Here is an 18475-nt window from a genome sequence, read left to right as displayed (position 1 = left end):
GCGCGCCTACTACTACTGGTTTCGCCAGCCGGCCCGGGATGGGTCGGCCGGCGCGGTAGCGCGCTGACCTCCATCCCCGCGAGCCGGCATCACGGACCGGCTCGGGCACGGTGATCCGGGGCGGTCTGCCGGGAAAGGACCGCCGTCCCCGATGAGTAGCACTCCCGCTGCACTGCTCGACACCCCGCTGGACGACCGGCGCATCGAGCGGATCAGCCCACTGATCTCCCCCGCCCTGCTGCGGCACGATCTGCCGTGCACCCCCCCAGGTCGCCGACACCGTCACCCGTGGACGGGCCGCCGTGACCGGGGTGCTCGACGGCACCGACGACCGGCTGCTCGTCGTCGTCGGGCCGTGCTCGGTGCACGACCCGGAGGCCGCCATCGACTACGCCGGCCGGCTTGCCGCGCGGGCCGAGGAACTCTCCGGCGAGCTGTGCGTCGTCATGCGGACCTACTTCGAGAAGCCGCGCACCACGGTCGGCTGGAAGGGCCTCATCAACGACCCGGGCCTGGACGGTACGTTCGACGTCAACCGGGGCCTGCGCACCGCCCGCAAGCTGTTGCTCGACATCTCCGCCCTGGGCCTGCCGGTGGGCTGCGAGTTCCTCGACCCGATCACCCCGCAGTACATCGCGGACGTCGTGACGTGGGGATCCATCGGCGCCCGCACCGCGGAGAGCCAGGTGCACCGGCAGCTGGTCAGCGGGTTGTCGATGCCGGTCGGGATCAAGAACGCGACCGACGGTGACGTCCGGGCGGCGCTCGACGGCATGCGGGCGGCGGCGGCGTCGCACGTGTTCATGGGGGTCAACGCCGACGGGCTCGCCGGGCTGGTCACGACCACCGGCAACCCGGACACCCACGTGATCCTGCGCGGCGGCACCCGGCCGAACTACTCGGCGGAGGACGTCGCCGCGACCACGTGCGCCCTGCGCGACGCCGGGGTCCCGGAGCGGGTGGTCGTCGACGCGAGCCACGGAAACAGCGGCAAGGACCACGACCGCCAGGCCGTGGTGGTCGGCGAGCTGGCCGAGCGGATCGCGGACGGGGAGCGCGGCGTCACCGGGCTGATGATGGAGAGCTTCCTGGAGGCGGGGCGCCAGGAGCTCGGCCCCGACATGGTGCGCGGCCGTTCGGTGACGGACGCCTGCATGTCCTGGGACACCACCGACGAGCTGCTCGGCACCCTCGCCGCTGCCATCCGCACCGGCCGCCGCTGAGCCGGACCGGCGGGGCCGGGCCGGGAGCCGGTCGCCGCTCCCGCCCCGGCCCTCCGCCACGGGTCCTCTCCCACCGGCCGGGTTCCGTCGCGCACAGTTCCGGCGTGCGCACTGTCCGTCCGTTGCGGACGGTGCGAGGCTCGACCCCCGTCCGGCCGGGACCGGCCGTGACCACCGGGAGGGGACGAACATGATCAAGGGCTTCAAGGACTTCCTGCTGCGCGGGAACGTCGTCGACCTCGCCGTGGCGGTCGTCATCGGCGCCGCCTTCACCGCGGTCGTCACGGCCTTCACGGAGGCGTTCCTGAAGCCGCTGATCCAGCTCTTCTCCGGCGGCGGCGAGCTGGCCGGGGCGTTCGAAGTGAACGGCGTGACGTTCGACTGGGCGAGCTTCGTGAACGCGGTGATCACCTTCGTGATCACCGCGGCGGTCGTATACTTCCTCGTGGTGCTGCCGCTGAAGACGATCCAGGAGCGGCGCAAGCGGGGCGAGGAGGCCGGACCGGCCGACCCCACCGAGGTCGAGCTGCTCAAGGAGATCCGCGACCTGCTGCGCGAGGGCCGTGCCGACGGCGTCGCGGGCCGGCACGCCGTCGGGCCCGACAGGTCGACCGACTGATCCCGGGGCCGCCCGGCCGGTCTCACCCCGCACCGCCGCCGAGCCGGGCCCGCACGCGTCGGCGCAGCAGGTCGTACTGGGCGGCGCAGCGCCGCGGCGGCCCGGGCGGCCGCACCACCGGGCGGGGCGGCTGGACGGTCTCCCCCGGTGCGAACTGGTCGCGCGTCAGGTCGATCTCGGCGCCGCCGGGGAGCCGGTTCCACCAGTGGTATCCCTGCAACCTGCCGTCGGGCAGCCAGACCTCGGCGAGCAGCAGCTCCCCGCCGAAGAGGTCGTGCAGCACCAGGGCCGTCGCCCCGCACTGCCCGCGGGACGGTGACCCGGGGCTCCAGTCGTCGAGATCCGCATCGTCGCAGGTGTCCCGGCCCCACGACGACCGCAGCGCGGCCGCCACCTCGGACAGGGTGGGTGTCGGCGCGGCCGGCCGGGCGGCGGTGGTCATGGCGCGGAAGCTACGACCGACCCCCGACAGTTCCGGCCGGTGCGGGCGCGTCGGCAGCGGTCGCCGCCAGGACGGTCACCGGCACCGCGACACCGGTCGCGGCACGCCGCGCTCCATCCGGTGCTCGGTGATCCCGTCCGGCCGCTCGATCGGTCCGAGATCGACGAACCCGAGCCTGCGGTAGAGCGCAGCGGCCCGCTCGTTCCCGACGACGACGTGCAGGGCCAGCCGGCCCGCGCCCCATCCCCCGGCCCGGTCGAGCACCGCGGAGACCAGTGCCTCCGCCGCGCCGGTGCCACGGGCGTGCGGCGCGACCCACAGCGCGATCAGGTCGGCGGTCCCGGTCTCGTCCGGCGGGACGGCGACGACCTGGCCGCACGGACGCCCGTCGAGGTCGGCGACGAGGTGGCGGTTCGGCGCGGCCAGCCGGTCCCGCCACTCCTGCTCGCCCGCGCCCAGCCAGTCCTCGAGCCTGCTGTGGAACGCGTGCGGGGCCTCGGCGAGCGCGGCGAGCCGCAGCGCACGCCAGGTCCTCCAGTCGTCGGGCTCCAGCTCTCGCACGGTGATCGACGGACCGGCCAACGAGCACCTCCCGGGGTCGGACGGAAGGGCGAACCTAGCAGCGTCCACCCGGCCGCCGACGCCCGCTGCACCGTGGCGTCCGAGACCTCCGGCGCCGCAATGTGTCCGGATCGTCCGGTCCGAACCGGCAACCGGAGCCCGGAGCGGGTACGAACAACGGTCATGCCGCCCGAACCACGTCACCGCGCCCGGACGGTCGTCTCGTCCTGGTCGGCCGGAACCCACCGTGTCCTCGTCCTGCTGATCGTGGCGGTGCTCGTCGTCGCCGGTGTCCTGACCGGACTGATGCTGAGCCGCGCCGACGCGCAGGACACGGGCATCGACGCACTCGGCCCCCTGACCGGCCCGCCGACGCTCGTCGGGCGGGTGCAGGAGGTGCGGGACCCGGCCACCGTCGTCGTCGACGTGCAGGGGCGGCCGGTGACCGTCTCGGTGCTCGGGGTCGACACCTCGGCGACGCCGGAGTGCGCGCAGGCCGGCGCGCTGGCCTTCGCCCGCGACTTCCTCGACGGCGAGGAGGTCACCCTGGTACCCGACCCGACACTGCCCGCCCCCGCGGCGGACGCCCCGGCCTGGCCGGCCTACCTGGTCGTCGCCAGCCAGCAGTCCTACACCGACGCCGCCCTGGTGGCGGGCTGGGTCTCCCCCGGTGAGGGCCGGTACCGGCCCGGGTTCGAGGCCGGCGAGCGGATCGCTCAGGACCAGGACGCGGGGATGTGGGGCCCGCCCTGCAACCGTCAGCCCTGATCGTGGGCGACACCCCGGTCACACGGCACGGCGACCACGCTCCTGGGAGGATGCCGCCGTGGATCCCCGGGTGGTACGGACGCGCAGGCGCCTGCAGGACGCCCTGCTCGCCCTCGCCCGCGAACGCCCGCTGGAGTCGATCGCCGTCGCGGACGTCGCCGAGCGCGCCGGGGTCAACCGCAGCAGCTTCTACCAGCACTACGGCGACAAGGAGGCCCTGCTCGCGGACGCGCTGAGCGCGCAGGCCCTCGCCGCGGGCGCCGACCTGTCCGAACTGGTGACGACCGACGTCGGACCCGAACCCCCGGGCGCGCTGCTCCGCTGGTTCGCGCACGTCGGCGATCACGCGTCGCTGTACCGCCAGGCACTGGGCGGGGCGGCGGCACCGGACGCGGCGGCCGGGATGCGCCGCTGGATGCAGGACTTCGTCGCCGACACCGCGCGGCGGATGGGGTTCGCCGAGGACGACGCCGGCATCCCGCTCGACGTGTTCGCCGCCGGTCTGACGTGGTCGTTGCTCGGCGTCGCGGCGAGCTGGCTGGAGCGCGATCCGCTGCCCGCCCCGGAGGTCGCGGCCGGGTGGGCGTGGCGGATGCTGGTCCGCCGGGACTTCTGAGCTCGCTCGGACGTTCCGGTCGGCCGTGCCGCCCGGGCCGGGTCCAGCGGCCCGGGCGGCACGTGCCTTCCACCCCGTGGATCAGCCCTGCACGATCCCGGAGTTGCTCGAGTCGACCGTGGTCGAGGACTGCGAGACCGGGCCGCTCGAGAGCAGGCCGCCGATGTTGAGCGTCGGGTTCACCGAGGCGTCGACGTCGATCAGGCCGCCCTTCTGCGACGCGTGGCCGCCACCCTGCCCGTGCTTGCCGGAGCCGGACTGCAGGATGCCGCTGTTGGACTCGTCGACATCGGTCGTCGACTGCTCGACCGCGCCGGAGCTGAGGATGCCACCGACGTTCGCCGACGGGCTCACGTCGAGGCCCAGGCCCACCAGGTCGTCGACCTGGACGGCGTCGCCGGCGCCGCAGCCGGACTGCGCGATGCCGGAGTTCGAGCGGTCGACCTTCGTCGACTGCTGCGAGACCGGGCCGTCGTTGGCGATCCCGCCGAGGTTCAGCGCGGGGTCGACGGCGGCGTCCAGGCCGAGCAGGCCGCCCTTCTGGGAGGCGTGCGACGGGCTGCAGTCACGGTCCTTGCCGTCCTTGCCGTGCCCGCCGTCGCCGTAGTCACCGGCGAAGGCCATACCGGCCGAGCCGAGGGCGAGCGGGACGGTCAGCGCACCGACGGTGGCGACGCGCCGCAGGGCGCGGCGGGAGGAGAACGTCGTCTGGGGGGCGTTCATGGCACTCCTTCTCTTCTGTGTGGCCCGACCGCCCGCATTTCACGCTGTGTCACGGCCAGGTGGCACAGAACGTACGGACGACCGTGACAGAACAGGAGGGCACCCCTCACTTCACGACCTTTTTGTCCGTTTCGGCACTGACCGATGGACCGCTCGCCGTTGATCAACTACACCGAGTGCTATCCATCATCTGTCGGATAGCTACTCTGCGTATAAGTGAGGGCTCTCTCCGATCGTTACACTCGACCGCGGAAATGAGACCCACGTCACAGGCGCGCAATGGCAGGGCGGACGAGGCGTCCTACTGCGCGGGCACGGAGAACACTCCGAAGCGCGACACTCTCTCGCTTGGGATCTCACCTGCGGCGATGCGCCGTCCGGAGCAACGTCTGCTGCGCCGTTCCGCGAGCGACGGACGGCGACATATCGATCGCCGAACGGCAGCACGACTCACGCCTCCGACAATTGGCGATAGGCCATCGTGAAACGGCTGGCCGTCAGTGCGTTCGCATCCCGCTCAACGACGTGGCCCGTCTGGAGTAACGGCTCACGGCGAAGAATTACGCCGTCGGTGGTACCCCGAGGCGGTGCCACCCGCCCGTGATCGACCCGCGCCCGGCGGTCAGCGTCCGGCGAACGCCGCCAGGAGCCCGTCGGTCAGGGCGGCGCGCTGGTGCTCGGGCACGTCCTCGAGCAGGATCCGGTCGGACTCGCGCAGCACGGACCTGCCCCAGCGGGTCAACTCCCGGCCGTACTCGGTGACGTGCAGGCGTGCGGCCCGCCCGCGACCGCCCGGGCCCCGCCGCTCGACCGCGCCCAGCTCCTCGAGCTGCCGCAGCGTGGCCTGCATGCTCTGGGCCGTGATCCCGGACCGCCGGGCGAGTTCGCTGTACGAGTGTCCGGTGTCTCCCGCAAGGTGCCCCAGCGCGGAGAGGTGGCGCATGGACAGGTCCCGGGTGCGCAACGTGTCCTCGACCTGCTCGCGGAGCCGGCGGCCGAGCGCCATGATCAGGAACGTCGGGCTGGGCTCGATCGCCGGACCCGCGATGGGGGCGGACGGGGACTCGGACGGCTCGGACACCCGCCCATCATCCCCGTCCGCCGGACACGGTGGGCACACGTCGAGTGGTACTCGGTGCACCCCGCCGGTGATCGCACCGGTGCATGGCGTGCCAGTCGACGGCGCCCGGACCGGTGGGAAACCGGGGCGCGACGGCCGGACGTCGGCGCTTAGCATCGCTTCCATGACCGTCGCGTCGGCCCTGGCCTACACCTTCGCGTTCGTGCTCCTGCTCGTCGTCCCGGGACCCGACTTCGCACTGGTGCTGCGCAACGCGGGCACGGGCGGCCGGCGGGCCGGGATCGCGACGGCGCTGGGCGTCGGGGCCGGACTCGCCGTGCACGCGGTCGGAGTGGCGCTCGGCCTGGGCGCGATCATCGCCGCGTCCGCGACGCTGTTCGCGATCGTCAAGTTCGTCGGCGTCGCCTACCTCGCCTACCTCGGGATCGCGGCGCTGTGGGCCGGGCTGCGCCGCCCCCGGCCGTCGGGCACACCCGCGACCGACGACGAGCCTGCCGCTCCGTCCGGCCCCCGGCCGTTCGCCGCGCACTTCCGGCAGGGCCTGCTCTGCAACGTGCTCAACCCGAAGGCGATCCTGGTCTACCTCGCGCTGATGCCGCAGTTCCTCCCTGCCGGGGCGGCGCTCGGCGCGACCCTGACCCTGTCGACGATCACCGTCGCGTCGGCGGTCGTCTGGTTCGTGCTGGTCGCGTGCACCGTGGCGGCCACCGGGCAGGTGCTGCGCCGGCCACGGGTGCGGCGCTCGCTCGACGCGCTGACCGGTACCGCACTGCTCGCGTTCGGAGCGAGACTGGCGCTCGCCCGGCCCTGACCAGCATCGACACACCGGTGTGGCGCTGGTCACATTCTCCCGAGCTTGTGTGTGCCGCTGCGGCACAGCGTCTCCTCGTCGGCGGAACCGGCCGCGAGCAGTGAGGAGATCCCATGAACCCGCCCGAGACCATCGCCGTCGAGGACTTCCTGCGTCCTCCGGAGCGCACCGGGGCCTCGATCTCACCGGACGGCACGAGGATCGCGTTCCTCGCGCCGTGGAAGAACCGGCTGAACGTCTGGATCGAGGACCTCGACCCGGCGGACGGCGAGGTCCCCGAGCCGCGCTGTGTGACCGCCGACGAGACCCGCACCGTGCAGGACTACCGCTGGACGCACGACCCGCGGTGGATGCTGTACCTGCAGGACGACGGCGGCGACGAGAACTGGCACGTCTACCGCATCGATGTCGACGACCCGGACGCCGCGGCCGTCGACCTGACCCCGTTCCCCGGTTCCCGGGTACTCGACCTCGTCCAGCCCCCGGCCCGGCCGGGGACCGCGATCGTCCAGCTCACCGGGCGGGTGTCCGCCGCGATCGAGCTGCACGAGCTCGACATCGCGACCGGGGAGCTGACCCTGCTGTCCGGCGCCCCGGAGACCGCCTCCGACGACGGGGATTACGTCAAGAGCTCGCACCACGTCGGTGACGGGACGCTCCTCGTCGAACAGCTGAACGCCGACGGCGACATCGAGCTCCTGCGGAGCACCGGCTCGGGACCGCCGCGCCGGATCACCACCTTCGACGGATCCGACCTCCCGCTGGGTCTCTACCCGTTCGAGGTGACCCCGGACGGCACCGGCCTCTGGGTCGGCTCGAACCGTGGCACCGACCGGACCCGCCTGGTGCGGGTCGACCTGGCCACCGGGGAGGAGACGGAGGTCGACAGCCACCCGTCGTTCGACCTGGACACGCGCGCGCTCGTCCTGGGCCACCTGCCGAGGCCACTGATCCGTCACCGGCGCACGGGCGAGCTGCTCGGCGTCCGCTACCTCGGCGAGCGGCAGGTGATCCATGCGCTGGACCCGCACTTCGCCGAGGTGCTGCCGCAGCTGGAGGCCCTGTCCGACGGCGATCCGGCCACGATCTCCTCCGACCGGGACGGGCGCCGCTGGATCGTGTCCTTCACCCACGACCGCGAACCCGGCGTCACCTGGCTCTACGACCACGCCACCGGGGAGAGCCGGCTGCTGTTCCGGCCGAACCCGCACCTCGATCCGGACACGCTGGCGCCGACCACGCCGGTGACCATCACCGCCCGGGACGGTCTCACGCTGCCGTCGTACCTGACGTTGCCGGTCGGGGTGGAGCCGTCGGCGCTGCCGATGGTGCTGCTGGTCCACGGCGGCCCCTGGGTGCGCGACGCCTGGGGGATGGACCGGTCCGTGCAGGTGCTGGCGAACCGCGGCTACGCGGTCCTGCAGGTCAACTTCCGCGGCTCGTCCGGATTCGGCAAGGCCCACATGAAGGCGGCGATCGGGGAGTTCGCCGGGAAGATGCACGACGACCTGCTCGACGCCGTCGACTGGGCCGTCGAGCAGGGGTACGCCGACCCCGACCGGGTCGGGATCTTCGGCGGCTCCTACGGCGGTTACGCGACGCTGGTCGGCGTCAGCTTCACCCCGGACCGCTTCGCCGCGGCCGTCGAGTACGTCGGCATCTCCGACCTGTCGACGTTCATGCGGAGCGTGCCCGAGTTCGCCCGGCCGGGCCTGCGGATGAACTGGTACCGCTACGTCGGCGACCCCGACGACCCGGAGGAGGAGGCGGACATGATCACCCGCTCCCCGATCAGCCGGGCGGACGACATCCGCACACCGCTGATGGTGGTGTAGGGCGCCAACGACACCCGGGTGGTCCAGGCCGAGTCCGACCGGATCGTCGGGGCGTTGCGGTCCCGCGGGGTCGACGTCGAGTACCTCGTCTTCGACGACGAGGGTCACTTCATCATCAACCCCGAGAACCTGCTCACGATGTTCCGGTCCGGCGGAACGGTTCCTCGCGGAGCACCTCGGCGGACGGGTGCACGAGAGCTGACGACGGTGCGCTCACCCGCGCTGCGGCGGGACGGCGTCGGGGCGTGGGACGAGGGTCGTGAGCTCGGGCACGTCCCGCGCCAGTCCCTCGTCGAGCGTGGCCGGCGACGCGCCCGGGACGGCGGCCACGAGGCTCGTGAGGTAGGCGTCCGTCACCTGCCGGTGTCCGCCCACGTGGCCGAGACGGGCGTCGGCGAAGGACAGGGAGTCCGGCCAGAACTCGCATCCGGGGAGCGCGTGCACGGCCCGGAGGAGCCCGGTCGCCGTCAACGGTGTCTCCCCGGCCCGGACCAGGAACCGGACGAGCGCGCCCTCCACCACGGGGCACAGGGCGAAACGCTCGATGCGTGCACCCCACGCGGACGCCCTGTCGTGGTGTTCGTGTTCCGTGACGGTGAGCGCGATCAGGACGTTCGCATCGAGGAGGTAGGTCGTCACTCCTCGTCCACCGTGGCCGCGACGTCCTCCGAGGTGACCCGCCGTCCCACGCTCACGACCGGGAATCCGGACCGGTCGTCGTCGACACCGATCACGGCGGGCTCCCCGAGCTGGATCAACCCGCGCGCCGCCAGCTCCGCGACCCCGATCGAGGGCGTCCGGTCCCTAGGCTGTTCCCATGGTCAGCACTCGCTACGAGTCGATCGGGACACCGGACGGCGCGTTCGACGCGTTCTGCGCGGCGCCCGACGGGCCCGGCGCCCCGGCGGTCCTGGTCTTCCAGGAGGTCTTCGGGATCAACGACAACATCCGCGGGCTGGCGGTCCGGCTGGCCGAGGCAGGCTTCCTGGCGCTGGCACCGGACGTCTTCTGGCGCATCGAGCCGCGCTTCGAACGCAAGGACGAGTCGGGGCTGGCCGACGGCTTCGCGATGGTGCAGCAGCTCGATCTCGACCTCGCCGCCGCCGACATCACCGCCACGATGGCGCACACGCTGGCGATGCCGGGGTGCGACGGGCGGATCGGCGGCGTCGGGTTCTGCCTCGGCGGCACGCTCGCCTACCTGTTCGCCACCACGTCACGCGTGGCGGGCCGCGGACCGGACGCCGTCGTCTCGTACTACGGCTCCGGCGTGAACGGCCTTCTCGGTTCGGCGGACAGCATCGAGTGCCCGATGCTGTTCCACTACGGGGCGGACGACCCGTACATCCCCACCGAGCAGATCGACGAGGTCGAGCGGGCCCTGGCCGGTCGCGCCGACGTCACCCTGCACCGCTACGACGCCGGGCACGCGTTCTCCAACTGGGACGCCCCGTCGATGTACGACGAGTCCGCCGCGCGGCCGGCGTGGGACCGGACGATCCGGTTCCTCGACCGGCATCTCCGCACCTGAGGCCGCGAGGACGGATGGGTGTCCTGGCGGCAGGACGACGCCACTCGGTCGCATGCCGGACGGACGGCACGGTCGTCGCGACCGGGGACGGCCGGGCCGGCGAGTGCGACGTCGGCGGGTGGACCGGCGTCGTCGCCGTGGCGGTGGGCAACGTCCACACCGCGGCCAACACCGGCAGAGCCCACACGGTCGGACTCCGCTGCGACGGGACGGTGCTCGCGACCGGCTGGAACGGCGACGGGCAGTGCGCGGTGGACGGCTGGCGGGGCGTCACGGCGGTCGCAGCCGGGTGGCGCCGGACCCTCGGGTTGCTCGCGGACGGCACCGTGGTGGCTGCCGGGAGGGACGCCGAAGGGCAGTGCCGGGTCGCGGACTGGCGTGGGGTGCGGGCCATCGCCTGCGGTGACTGGCGCTCCGTCGGGGTGCTGGCGGACGGGACGGCCGTCGCCACCGGGAACGACCGGCGCGGCCAGTGCCGGGTCGAGGAGTGGCGCGACCTGGTGGACGTCGGCGCCGGTGCGCTGCACACCGTCGGGCTGAGAGCCGGCGGCACCGTCGTCGCGGCGCCCGGCGACGAGCCGGGCACCGTGGCCGTCACGGCGTGGCGGGACGTCGTCGCACTGTCGGCCGGCAGCCACCACACCGTGGCGTTGCGCGCGGACGGCACGGTCCTGGCCGCCGGGGACGACGCCCACGGGCAGTGCGACGTGCAGGAATGGCGTGATGTCGTCGCGGTGGCGGCCGGTTCCACCCACACTCTCGGGCTCCGGGCGGACGGGACGGTCGTCGCCGCCGGGAACGACGCGGACCGGCGGTGCCGGGTCGGTGGGTGGAGCGGAGTCCGGTCGGCGCCTACACGTTGAAGCGGAATTCGACCACGTCGCCGTCGTGCATGACGTAGTCCTTCCCCTCCATCCGCACCTTCCCCGCGGCCTTCGCGGCGTTCATCGTCCCGGCCGCGACGAGGTCGTCGTAGGACACGATCTCGGCCTTGATGAACCCACGCTCGAAGTCGGTGTGGATCACGCCGGCGGCCTGCGGGGCGGTCGCGCCCTGCGGGATCGTCCAGGCGCGGGACTCCTTGGGCCCGGCGGTGAGGTAGGTCTGCAGCCCGAGGGTGGAGAACCCGGCGCGGGCGAGGGCGGCGAGGCCCGCCTCGTCCTGCCCGATCGACTCCAGCAGCTCGGCCGCGGACTCGTCGTCGAGCTCGAGCAGCTCGGCCTCGACCTTGGCGTCCAGGAAGACCGCCTGCGCCGGGGCGACGAGCTCGGTCAGCTCCTTGCGGCGGGCGTCGTCGGAGAGGACGGCCTCGTCGGCGTTGAACACGTACAGGAACGGCTTGGTGGTGAGCAGCGTCAGCTCGCGCAGCAGGCTGGTGTCGGCGCCGGCCTGGAACAGCGTCCGGCCCTCGTTGAGGATCCCGGCCGCGGCCTGCGCGGCGTCGAGCACCGGGCGCCGGTCCTTCTGGGTGCGAGCCTCCTTCTCCAGCCGCGGGAGTGCCTTCTCCAGCGTCTGCAGATCGGCCAGCACGAGCTCGGTCGCGATCGTCTCGATGTCGCTCGCGGCGTCGATGCGGCCGTCGACGTGCACCACGTCCGGGTCGTCGAAGACCCGCACGACCTGGCAGATCGCGTCGGACTCGCGGATGTTGGCGAGGAACTTGTTGCCCAGGCCCGCCCCCTCGGAGGCGCCCTTGACGATGCCGGCGATGTCGACGAACGACACCGTCGCCGGGAGGATCTTGTCCGAGGCGAAGATCTCGGCCAGCTTGTCCAGGCGGGGATCCGGCAGCGGGACCACGCCGACGTTCGGCTCGATCGTCGCGAACGGGTAGTTCGCGGCCAGGACGTCGTTACGGGTCAGCGCGTTGAACAGGGTCGACTTGCCGACGTTGGGCAGGCCGACGATGCCGAGGGTGAGGGACACGGACGACCAGGGTAGTCGCGCCGGTCAGCCGGGTTCGAGCCGGTAGCCCGCCCCGCGCACCGTCGCGATCCAGTCGGGCCCGAGCTTGCGCCGCAGGTAGCGGACGTAGACGTCCACGACGTTGGACGACGTGGCCGCCGCGCTGTACTCCGAGCCCCACACCAGGCGGAGCAACTGGTCCCGGGACAGCACCTGCCCGGGGTGCCGCAGGAACGTCTCGGCCAGCGCGAACTCCCGCGCCGACAGCTCGACCGCGTGGCCGTGCAGGGTCACCAGCCGGGTCCGCGGGTCCAGCTCCAGCCCGCGGTGGGCCAGCACCTCCGGGTCCGGGGCGGGCCGGGCCCGTTCGAGCCGCAGCTGCACCCGGGCCAGGAGCTCCTCGAACTGGAACGGCTTGGCCATGTAGTCGTCGGCGCCACCGGTCAGCCCGGCCACGGTGTCGTGCACGCTGTCCCGCGCCGTCAGGATGATCACGGGGATGGCGCTGCCCGCCGCGCGGAGCCGGCGAAGCACGTCGAAGCCGTCCATCCCGGGCAATCCGATGTCGAGCACCATCAGGTCGAACCCGCCGGTGATGGCGTGGTCGTGGACACCGGTGCCGTCGGCGACGACGGTCACCCCGAACCCGGCGGCGACCAGGCCCTTCTTGAGGAACGACGCGATCCGCGGCTCGTCCTCGGCGACCAGGATCCGGCTGCTCACGTCTCGCTCCTCGGCAGGTCCAGTGTGAACGTCGCGCCGTGCCCGGGGGTGCTCTCCAGCAGCACGCGGCCCCCGTGCGTCGTCGCGATCGCCTCGACGATCGACAGTCCCAGCCCCGCGCCGTCGGAGCGCGGCGCGTTCTCACCACGGGCGAACCGGCGGAACACCCGGTGCCGGTCCTCGGGCGCGACACCGGGGCCGCCGTCGGCGACCCAGACACGGAGCCGGTCCCCCACCGCCTCGGAGCCGAGCGCGATCCGGTCGCCCGCACCGGTGAACCGGGTCGCGTTGTCCGCCAGCGCGACGACTGCCTGGGTGATCCGGTGCGGATCCATCCGGGCGTGCACGTGCGCGACGGATTCCAGCTGCCAGTCCCGGTCGGCCAGCCCGGTGAGCTTGTCGAACAGCTCCCGGGTCAGCTCGGCGACGTCGACCGACTCGGGCCGGAGCAACGACGGCTGCTCGGCGCGGGTCAGCGCGAGCATCTCGGAGACGAGCCGGTTCATCCGTTCCAGCTCGTCGTCGACCAGCGCGACGGTCTCGGTGACGTCCTCGGGGTCGCGCGCGTCCAGGACGCCCAGGTGCCCCCGGACGATCGTGATCGGTGTGCGGAGCTCGTGGCCGGCGTCGTCGACGAAGCGGCGCTGGGCCTGCACACCCGACTGCACGCGGTCGAGCATCGCGTTGAGCGTCCCGGCCAGCTCGGCGATCTCGTCGCGGGCCCGCGCGTGCTGCGGGACGCGCCGCGAGAGGTCGCTGCCGGTGATCGTCCGCGCGGTGGCGGCGACGTCGCGCAGCGGGCGCAGGATCCGCCCCGCGACCAGCCAGGCACCGACGGCGCTGAGCAGCGCCGTCCCGAACCCGACAAGACCCATCAGCCGGGCCGCCTCGTTCGCGAACTCGTGCTCCTGCTCGGTGAAGTAGCCGATCACGATGACGCCGGTCGCCGGGTCGCCCGCCAGCCCGACCGGCAGCGCCGACCAGCGGACCTCACCGGCCTCGCTGAGGTAGGAACCGCTGGTCAGCCGCGGGACGTCGGCGACGAGCCGGTTGAACGCCGGGTCCTCGCGCAGCAGCACCCGGGGACTGGTGCGGCGGGACTCCCAGCGGAACTCGCCGTCGAGGTAGCCGAGGAACTTCTCGTTCGGGCGGGCGACGTTCGCCGCGATCACCGACCGCAGGATCTCGTCGACCGAGCCGTAGGGCCGGCCGGTCGTCGGGTTGATGCCGGTCACCGTCACCCGGGCGAACTCGGCGGTCTCGGAGCGCAGCGCCTCGTCGATCCGGCGGTCCGACTCGTTGATCAGCAGTAGCCAGGTCACGAACGTGACGACGCCCAGCGACGCGAGCACGAGCAGCAGCACCCAGCCCACGATGCGGGTGCGGGCCGCGGTGGCCCGGCCCGCACGTCGGCCCTCGGGGCCGGCGTCGACGGCCTCGGTCGCGATGATCGCCTCCTCTGCTGCCCGGGTCACCACCATGATCCCGTACGACGCGGGGTGCGCGTCGGCGAGGCCCCCTTGCCAAAGGTCACGGACCGTCGCTGTCACTAGGCCGAGCGGAGTACGACATACTGCGCCGAGCACCCGGTCGTGACGCACCGTTCGTCGGCACGACCGGTGGCATCACCCCACGGACGCAACACCGGCCCGCACGGGGTGGAAGCTGCGGCGCCGAGACCGAGGGGGATTCATGCGCCTGCCGGGAATGCACGCCCTGCTGACCGCCGGGGTGGCGGTGCTCGCCACCGCGGGCACCGTCTCCGCGGTGTCGCTGACGGCGACCGGTGCCGAGGAGGCCGCGCTGCCGCCCGCGACGCCGGCCACCTCGGCGCCGCCGCCCGCGCCGGCCCCGCCGCCGGTCGTCGCGCCGCCGCCCGCGGCGCCGGTCGAGGACGAGGCGTCCGGGGACGGCGGATCGCGCGGATCCGGGGGCTCGGGCTCGGGCTCGGGTTCAGGTTCGTCCGGCTCGGGTTCGTCGGGCTCCGGTTCGTCCGGCTCGGGCACGTCCGGAACCGGGAACTCCGGATCCGGCAGCTCCGGATCCGGCGGGTCCGGGCCCGGCGGATCGGGTTCCGGCGCCGAGCGGCCCGACCCGCCGCGCGCCACGCCGGACGACGGCGTCCCGCCCCGCGGCCGCCCCGACGACCCGGGCGAGCGGGAGCAGCAGGTCGAGTTCGCCTGCGAGCAGGGCTGGCTCTCCGGCTCGGTCTGCGGGAGCTGAACGGCTCGTCGCGGGTCCGATACCCGCGACCGATTCCCGCGAGTCCCGGGCGGTGCGCGGTGGCACAGTCGGTGTCGTGCTGCTCGACCACGACACCTGTTACCGCGCCGTCGCCGCGAAGGACCAGCGGTTCGACGGCCAGTTCGTCACGGCGGTGCGCACGACCGGCATCTACTGCAGGCCGTCCTGCCCGGTGTCGCCACCGAAGGCACGCAACGTCGAGTTCCTGCGCACGGCGGCGGCCGCCCAGTCGGCCGGCTACCGGGCGTGCCGGCGGTGCCTGCCCGACGCCGTCCCGGGGTCCCCGGAGTGGAACCTGCGGGCGGACGCCGCCGGGCGGGCGATGCGGCTGATCGCCGACGGCGTCGTCGAACGGGAGGGGGTGCCCGGGCTCGCGTCGCGACTCGGGTACTCGCCCCGGCAGCTCGGCCGGATCCTCACCGCCGAGCTCGGCGCCGGGCCGCTCGCGCTGGCCCGCGCGCAGCGCGCGCACACCGCCCGCGTCCTGGTGGAGACGACGCCGCTCGGCCTGGCCGACGTCGCGTTCGCCGCCGGGTTCGGCAGCGTGCGCCAGTTCAACGACACCGTCCGCGGCGTCTACGGCGTGCCGCCGTCACGGCTCCGGAGCGAGGCCGCGCGGCGGCGGGGTGCGGCGCACGCGGCACCGGGGACGATCACGCTCCGGCTGCCCTACCGGGCGCCGTTCGACCCGCACGGGCTGCTCGAGCACCTGACCGCCCGTGCCGTCGACCGCGTCGACGGCGGCACCTACCGGCGGACGCTGCGCCTGCCGCACAGCCCGGCGTCGGTCGCGCTCGACCTGACCGCCCGGCCCGGCGCCGTGCTGGCGACGCTGCGCACGACCGACCCGCGCGACGTCGGCCCGGCGGTGTCCCGGCTGCGCCGGCTGCTCGACCTCGACGCCGACCCGCTCGCCGTCGACACCGCGCTGGCCGCCGATCCGGTCCTCGCGCCGCTCGTCGCGGCGACGCCGGGGATCCGGCTGGCGGGCACCGCCGATCCGGCCGAGACGGCCGTCCGCACCGTGCTCGGCCAGCAGGTCTCGGTCGCCGCGGCGCGGACCGCGGCGTCGCACGGGACGGAGCTGCCGCCCGCCCTGCGCGACGACGACGGTCCCGACCTGCTCTTCCCCGCCCCGGAGACGCTCGCCGACGTCGAGCTCGCCGGTCCGGCGCGGCGGGCCGCCTCGCTACGCGGGCTGTGCTCCGCGCTCGCGTCGGGAGAGCTCGTGCTCGACGCCGGACGCGAGCCCGACGCGCTGCGCGCCGAGCTGCGGACGCTGCCCGGGATCGGGCCGTGGAGCGCCGGCTACCTCGCGATGCGGGTGCTCGGTGACCCCGACGAACTGCTGGCGTCCGACCTCGCGGTGCGCCGCGGGGCCGCGGCGCTCGGCCTGCCCGGTGAGGAGGACGCGCTCGTCGAGCGCGCCCGCGCCTGGGCGCCCTGGCGGTCCTACGCCGCCACCCGTCTCTGGCGGGCGGCCACGTCCGCCCCCGCCGTCAGGAGGAACGCATGAGCACCGCCGTCTGGGCCACCCGGGACACCCCGGCCGGGCCCTTCACCGCCGTCGTCGACCCCGACGGGTACGTCCTCGCCTCCGGCTGGACCGGATCGGTCGACGACCTGCTGCCGCTGATCCACACCTCGCTGGCCCCCACCGAGGTGACCGAGGGCGACATCGGTGCGGTCGGCGACGCGATCGACCGCTACCACGACGGCGACCTGTCGGCCGTCGACGACGTCGCGGTCCGCCAGCGGTCCGGTCCGTACCGCGAGCACGCCTGGGACGTCCTGCGCACGGTGCCCGCCGGCGCCCCGGTCACCTACACCGGCTATGCCGAGAAGACCGGGCGTCCGGCCGCCGTGCGGGCGGCGGCGGGCGCCTGCGCGCACAACGCGGCCGCCCTGTTCGTGCCGTGCCACCGGGTGCTGCGCACCGACGGCTCGCTGGGCGGGTTCCGCTGGGGGCTGCCGGTCAAGCGGTGGCTGCTCGACCACGAGTCGGCCGACCTGCGGCTGGGCTGACCCGCCGGGGGCGGACCGTCCACGGTGGCCGTGCGTCCGGTCCGGACGCACGGCCCCGTCGTCGCGGTCAGGGTGCGGGGTAGAAGGACGTGACGCCCATCCGCTCCCCGATGCCGATCCTGCCGGTCGCGACGAAGCGCCCCGGGATCGGCTCGAGCGCCTCCGACGCCGTGAACTCGACGGTGTCGGCCGGGACGAGCGCCGGGCCCTCGACCCGGACGTCGAACTGCACCGGGGTGTCGGGGCCGAAGTCGACCGGGCTGGCGGCACCGTCGGCGGGACCGGCGTAGGGCAGCTCCTGCGGCACCCCGGCGAGCGAGGCCGCCACCAGGTGCGGCCAGCCGTTGACCCGGCACGGCGCGGTGCCCTCGTCGGCGACGAGGCGGACGGTGTAGCTGCTGAACTCGCCCGTCGAGACGCCGGGCCGGACGGTCGCCCGGACGTTCTCGGGCGCGCACGCCGTCGGCGCGGCCGGCGGGGCTGTCGCGGCCGACGCGGCGTTCGCGACGCCGGCCGGGGCGAGTGCCAGGCCCGCCGTGACGGCCAGTGCGGCGGCGGTACGGGTGATGGTGCGCATGGGTTCCCCTCGGATTCGATGACGTCCGGCGGCCCGTCCACGGGCGGGGCGGTGTCCCCCCTCCCCTGCCCCGTGGACGGGCGCCGGTGTGCGGTCCCGGACGGGACCGCGCCGCGGGCCGGGTCCGGCCCGCGATGGCTCGGTGCTGCGGATCAGCGGTGCGGCCCGGTGCCGCACGGATCTGCGCCGCGGGTCACTGCTGCCCGGTGACCGGCCCGATCCGGATGCCCGCGTCGACCCCGATCGGGCCGTACGCGGTGAAGGCGCCCGGGATCTCCCCGTCCGGGGCACCCGGGGCGAAGTCGACCTGGTCCGCCTGTGCGGGGCCGGGCGAGCTCGGGACCTGGACGTCGAACTGCACGGGATCGGCCGGGCCGAAGACCACCGGACACGTCTGGTCGCCGTAGGGCACCGCGTCGACCGCACGCGGCGAACCGTCCAGGCTGAACGTGACGTCGGACGGCGATCCCTGCAGGATGCAGTTCGCCGTCCCGGGCGCGGCGGTGAGCACCACCGAGTAGTGGCGGTGCCCGGCGCTCGACGGCGCCGGCTCCACGACCGCGTTCGTGTTCGCGGGGCGGCAGGCGCTGGGTGCGGGGTCGATCACCGGGTCGGCGCTCGCGACCCCGGCGGGGACGAGCACCGCCCCGGCGGTGGCGACGGCGGCGGCCGTCGTCGCGGCGGTCCGTGCGATGGTGCGGGCGAGTCGGGTGTCCATGGGTACCTCTCTCGGTCCTCGCGGTGCCGCTCCGGTGTCCCGGAGCGCTGGTGTCACGGCGGCCGGGCCGCCG

Annotated in this window: 20 protein-coding genes and 1 pseudogene; 11 read left to right on the top strand and 10 right to left on the bottom strand. The window is 74.0% G+C overall.

Annotated elements, in window-relative coordinates:
• Positions 1 to 151: 151 nt before the first annotated feature.
• Together Ae150APs1_RS19885 and mscL are read left to right on the top strand one after the other, a co-directional pair.
• Positions 152 to 1223, top strand: a pseudogene (locus Ae150APs1_RS19885) (3-deoxy-7-phosphoheptulonate synthase).
• A gap of 190 nt (positions 1224 to 1413) precedes the next feature.
• Positions 1414 to 1842, top strand: a complete 429-nt coding sequence (mscL, locus tag Ae150APs1_RS19880) for a large conductance mechanosensitive channel protein MscL (protein ID WP_075299545.1) — start codon at positions 1414 to 1416, stop codon at positions 1840 to 1842.
• A 22-nt stretch (positions 1843 to 1864) separates the two neighbouring features.
• Here the strand turns inward: mscL and Ae150APs1_RS19875 are convergent, their stop codons facing one another.
• Positions 1865 to 2284 (bottom strand): hypothetical protein, encoded by a 420-nt coding sequence (locus Ae150APs1_RS19875; protein WP_075299543.1) that lies wholly within the window; start codon positions 2282 to 2284, stop codon positions 1865 to 1867.
• Between the two features lie 75 nt (positions 2285 to 2359).
• Complete coding sequence (locus Ae150APs1_RS19870) at positions 2360 to 2866, bottom strand: GNAT family N-acetyltransferase (protein WP_010223801.1); 507 nt, start codon at positions 2864 to 2866, stop codon at positions 2360 to 2362.
• A gap of 162 nt (positions 2867 to 3028) precedes the next feature.
• Here Ae150APs1_RS19870 and Ae150APs1_RS19865 point away from each other — a divergent pair, with 162 nt between their 5' ends.
• Both Ae150APs1_RS19865 and Ae150APs1_RS19860 read left to right on the top strand, forming a co-directional pair.
• Positions 3029 to 3613 (top strand): hypothetical protein, encoded by a 585-nt coding sequence (locus tag Ae150APs1_RS19865; protein ID WP_060573949.1) that lies wholly within the window; start codon positions 3029 to 3031, stop codon positions 3611 to 3613.
• Positions 3614 to 3671: 58 nt separating this feature from the next.
• Entirely contained in the window at positions 3672 to 4229 is a 558-nt protein-coding gene (locus Ae150APs1_RS19860; protein ID WP_010223797.1) for a TetR/AcrR family transcriptional regulator, read from the top strand.
• Positions 4230 to 4310: 81 nt separating this feature from the next.
• Here Ae150APs1_RS19860 and Ae150APs1_RS19855 read toward each other — a convergent pair whose 3' ends face one another.
• Both Ae150APs1_RS19855 and Ae150APs1_RS19850 read right to left on the bottom strand, forming a co-directional pair.
• A complete protein-coding gene (locus Ae150APs1_RS19855) occupies positions 4311 to 4952 on the bottom strand; it encodes a hypothetical protein (protein ID WP_075299541.1) in 642 nt (213 codons plus the stop codon).
• Between the two features lie 622 nt (positions 4953 to 5574).
• Entirely contained in the window at positions 5575 to 6033 is a 459-nt protein-coding gene (locus Ae150APs1_RS19850; protein WP_083680247.1) for a MarR family winged helix-turn-helix transcriptional regulator, read from the bottom strand.
• A 163-nt stretch (positions 6034 to 6196) separates the two neighbouring features.
• On the opposite strand from Ae150APs1_RS19850, the gene Ae150APs1_RS19845 reads away from it, so the two are divergent.
• Entirely contained in the window at positions 6197 to 6844 is a 648-nt protein-coding gene (locus Ae150APs1_RS19845) for a LysE family translocator (RefSeq protein WP_075299539.1), read from the top strand.
• Between the two features lie 113 nt (positions 6845 to 6957).
• A complete protein-coding gene (locus Ae150APs1_RS19840) occupies positions 6958 to 8679 on the top strand; it encodes an alpha/beta fold hydrolase (protein WP_249266398.1) in 1722 nt (573 codons plus the stop codon).
• 213 nt (positions 8680 to 8892) lie between these two features.
• Here the strand turns inward: Ae150APs1_RS19840 and Ae150APs1_RS19835 are convergent, their stop codons facing one another.
• Entirely contained in the window at positions 8893 to 9318 is a 426-nt protein-coding gene (locus Ae150APs1_RS19835; protein ID WP_075299537.1) for a PIN domain-containing protein, read from the bottom strand.
• Positions 9319 to 9496: 178 nt separating this feature from the next.
• Here Ae150APs1_RS19835 and Ae150APs1_RS19830 point away from each other — a divergent pair, with 178 nt between their 5' ends.
• A complete protein-coding gene (locus Ae150APs1_RS19830; protein ID WP_010223784.1) occupies positions 9497 to 10210 on the top strand; it encodes a dienelactone hydrolase family protein in 714 nt (237 codons plus the stop codon).
• 14 nt (positions 10211 to 10224) lie between these two features.
• On the top strand, positions 10225 to 11073 hold the full coding sequence (locus Ae150APs1_RS19825; protein ID WP_075299535.1) for a chromosome condensation regulator: 849 nt from the start codon (positions 10225 to 10227) through the stop codon (positions 11071 to 11073).
• Here the strand turns inward: Ae150APs1_RS19825 and ychF are convergent.
• The 3 genes from ychF to Ae150APs1_RS19810 are packed head-to-tail and all read right to left on the bottom strand — an operon-like array spanning position 11063 to position 14319.
• Positions 11063 to 12136: a redox-regulated ATPase YchF gene (gene ychF / locus Ae150APs1_RS19820; protein ID WP_060573956.1), complete on the bottom strand. Its 1074-nt coding sequence runs from the start codon at positions 12134 to 12136 to the stop codon at positions 11063 to 11065. The genes Ae150APs1_RS19825 and ychF overlap by 11 nt on opposite strands.
• Before the next feature lie 24 nt (positions 12137 to 12160).
• Positions 12161 to 12838, bottom strand: a complete 678-nt coding sequence (locus tag Ae150APs1_RS19815) for a response regulator transcription factor (protein ID WP_075299533.1) — start codon at positions 12836 to 12838, stop codon at positions 12161 to 12163.
• Positions 12835 to 14319 (bottom strand): ATP-binding protein, encoded by a 1485-nt coding sequence (locus Ae150APs1_RS19810; RefSeq protein ID WP_075299531.1) that lies wholly within the window; start codon positions 14317 to 14319, stop codon positions 12835 to 12837. Before Ae150APs1_RS19810 ends, Ae150APs1_RS19815 begins: the two co-directional genes overlap by 4 nt.
• 211 nt (positions 14320 to 14530) lie before the next feature.
• Here Ae150APs1_RS19810 and Ae150APs1_RS32920 point away from each other — a divergent pair, with 211 nt between their 5' ends.
• From Ae150APs1_RS32920 to Ae150APs1_RS19795, 3 genes are all read left to right on the top strand, one after another.
• A complete protein-coding gene (locus tag Ae150APs1_RS32920) occupies positions 14531 to 15061 on the top strand; it encodes a hypothetical protein (protein ID WP_175579845.1) in 531 nt (176 codons plus the stop codon).
• A gap of 76 nt (positions 15062 to 15137) precedes the next feature.
• Positions 15138 to 16598: an AlkA N-terminal domain-containing protein gene (locus Ae150APs1_RS19800; RefSeq protein WP_075302317.1), complete on the top strand. Its 1461-nt coding sequence runs from the start codon at positions 15138 to 15140 to the stop codon at positions 16596 to 16598.
• On the top strand, positions 16595 to 17107 hold the full coding sequence (locus tag Ae150APs1_RS19795; protein WP_075299527.1) for a methylated-DNA--[protein]-cysteine S-methyltransferase: 513 nt from the start codon (positions 16595 to 16597) through the stop codon (positions 17105 to 17107). The genes Ae150APs1_RS19800 and Ae150APs1_RS19795 overlap by 4 nt, the downstream gene beginning before the upstream one ends.
• Positions 17108 to 17174: 67 nt before the next feature.
• Here Ae150APs1_RS19795 and Ae150APs1_RS19790 read toward each other — a convergent pair whose 3' ends face one another.
• Together Ae150APs1_RS19790 and Ae150APs1_RS19785 are read right to left on the bottom strand one after the other, a co-directional pair.
• Positions 17175 to 17684: a hypothetical protein gene (locus Ae150APs1_RS19790; protein ID WP_075299525.1), complete on the bottom strand. Its 510-nt coding sequence runs from the start codon at positions 17682 to 17684 to the stop codon at positions 17175 to 17177.
• 193 nt (positions 17685 to 17877) lie between these two features.
• A complete protein-coding gene (locus Ae150APs1_RS19785; protein WP_075299523.1) occupies positions 17878 to 18402 on the bottom strand; it encodes a hypothetical protein in 525 nt (174 codons plus the stop codon).
• Positions 18403 to 18475: the final 73 nt, after the last annotated feature.

It is taken from the genome of Pseudonocardia sp. Ae150A_Ps1, assembly GCF_001932315.1.
Classification (GTDB): Bacteria; Actinomycetota; Actinomycetes; order Mycobacteriales; family Pseudonocardiaceae; genus Pseudonocardia.
The sequence above is the reverse complement of the archived record's forward strand: the minus strand, read 5'-3'. Positions and strand labels throughout refer to the sequence as shown.

Bases quoted from the DNA above. Each gene is read 5' to 3' on its own strand.
- mscL (WP_075299545.1), top strand. From the start codon at position 1,414: ATGATCAAGGGCTTCAAGGACTTCCTGCTGCGCGGGAACGTCGTCGAC.
- Ae150APs1_RS19875 (WP_075299543.1), bottom strand. From the start codon at position 2,284: ATGACCACCGCCGCCCGGCCGGCCGCGCCGACACCCACCCTGTCCGAG.
- Ae150APs1_RS19865 (WP_060573949.1), top strand. From the start codon at position 3,029: ATGCCGCCCGAACCACGTCACCGCGCCCGGACGGTCGTCTCGTCCTGG.
- Ae150APs1_RS19855 (WP_075299541.1), bottom strand. From the start codon at position 4,952: ATGAACGCCCCCCAGACGACGTTCTCCTCCCGCCGCGCCCTGCGGCGC.
- Ae150APs1_RS19845 (WP_075299539.1), top strand. From the start codon at position 6,197: ATGACCGTCGCGTCGGCCCTGGCCTACACCTTCGCGTTCGTGCTCCTG.
- Ae150APs1_RS19840 (WP_249266398.1), top strand. From the start codon at position 6,958: ATGAACCCGCCCGAGACCATCGCCGTCGAGGACTTCCTGCGTCCTCCG.
- Ae150APs1_RS19830 (WP_010223784.1), top strand. From the start codon at position 9,497: ATGGTCAGCACTCGCTACGAGTCGATCGGGACACCGGACGGCGCGTTC.
- Ae150APs1_RS19825 (WP_075299535.1), top strand. From the start codon at position 10,225: ATGGGTGTCCTGGCGGCAGGACGACGCCACTCGGTCGCATGCCGGACG.
- Ae150APs1_RS19810 (WP_075299531.1), bottom strand. From the start codon at position 14,319: ATGGTGGTGACCCGGGCAGCAGAGGAGGCGATCATCGCGACCGAGGCC.
- Ae150APs1_RS32920 (WP_175579845.1), top strand. From the start codon at position 14,531: ATGCGCCTGCCGGGAATGCACGCCCTGCTGACCGCCGGGGTGGCGGTG.
- Ae150APs1_RS19795 (WP_075299527.1), top strand. From the start codon at position 16,595: ATGAGCACCGCCGTCTGGGCCACCCGGGACACCCCGGCCGGGCCCTTC.
- Ae150APs1_RS19790 (WP_075299525.1), bottom strand. From the start codon at position 17,684: ATGCGCACCATCACCCGTACCGCCGCCGCACTGGCCGTCACGGCGGGC.
- Ae150APs1_RS19785 (WP_075299523.1), bottom strand. From the start codon at position 18,402: ATGGACACCCGACTCGCCCGCACCATCGCACGGACCGCCGCGACGACG.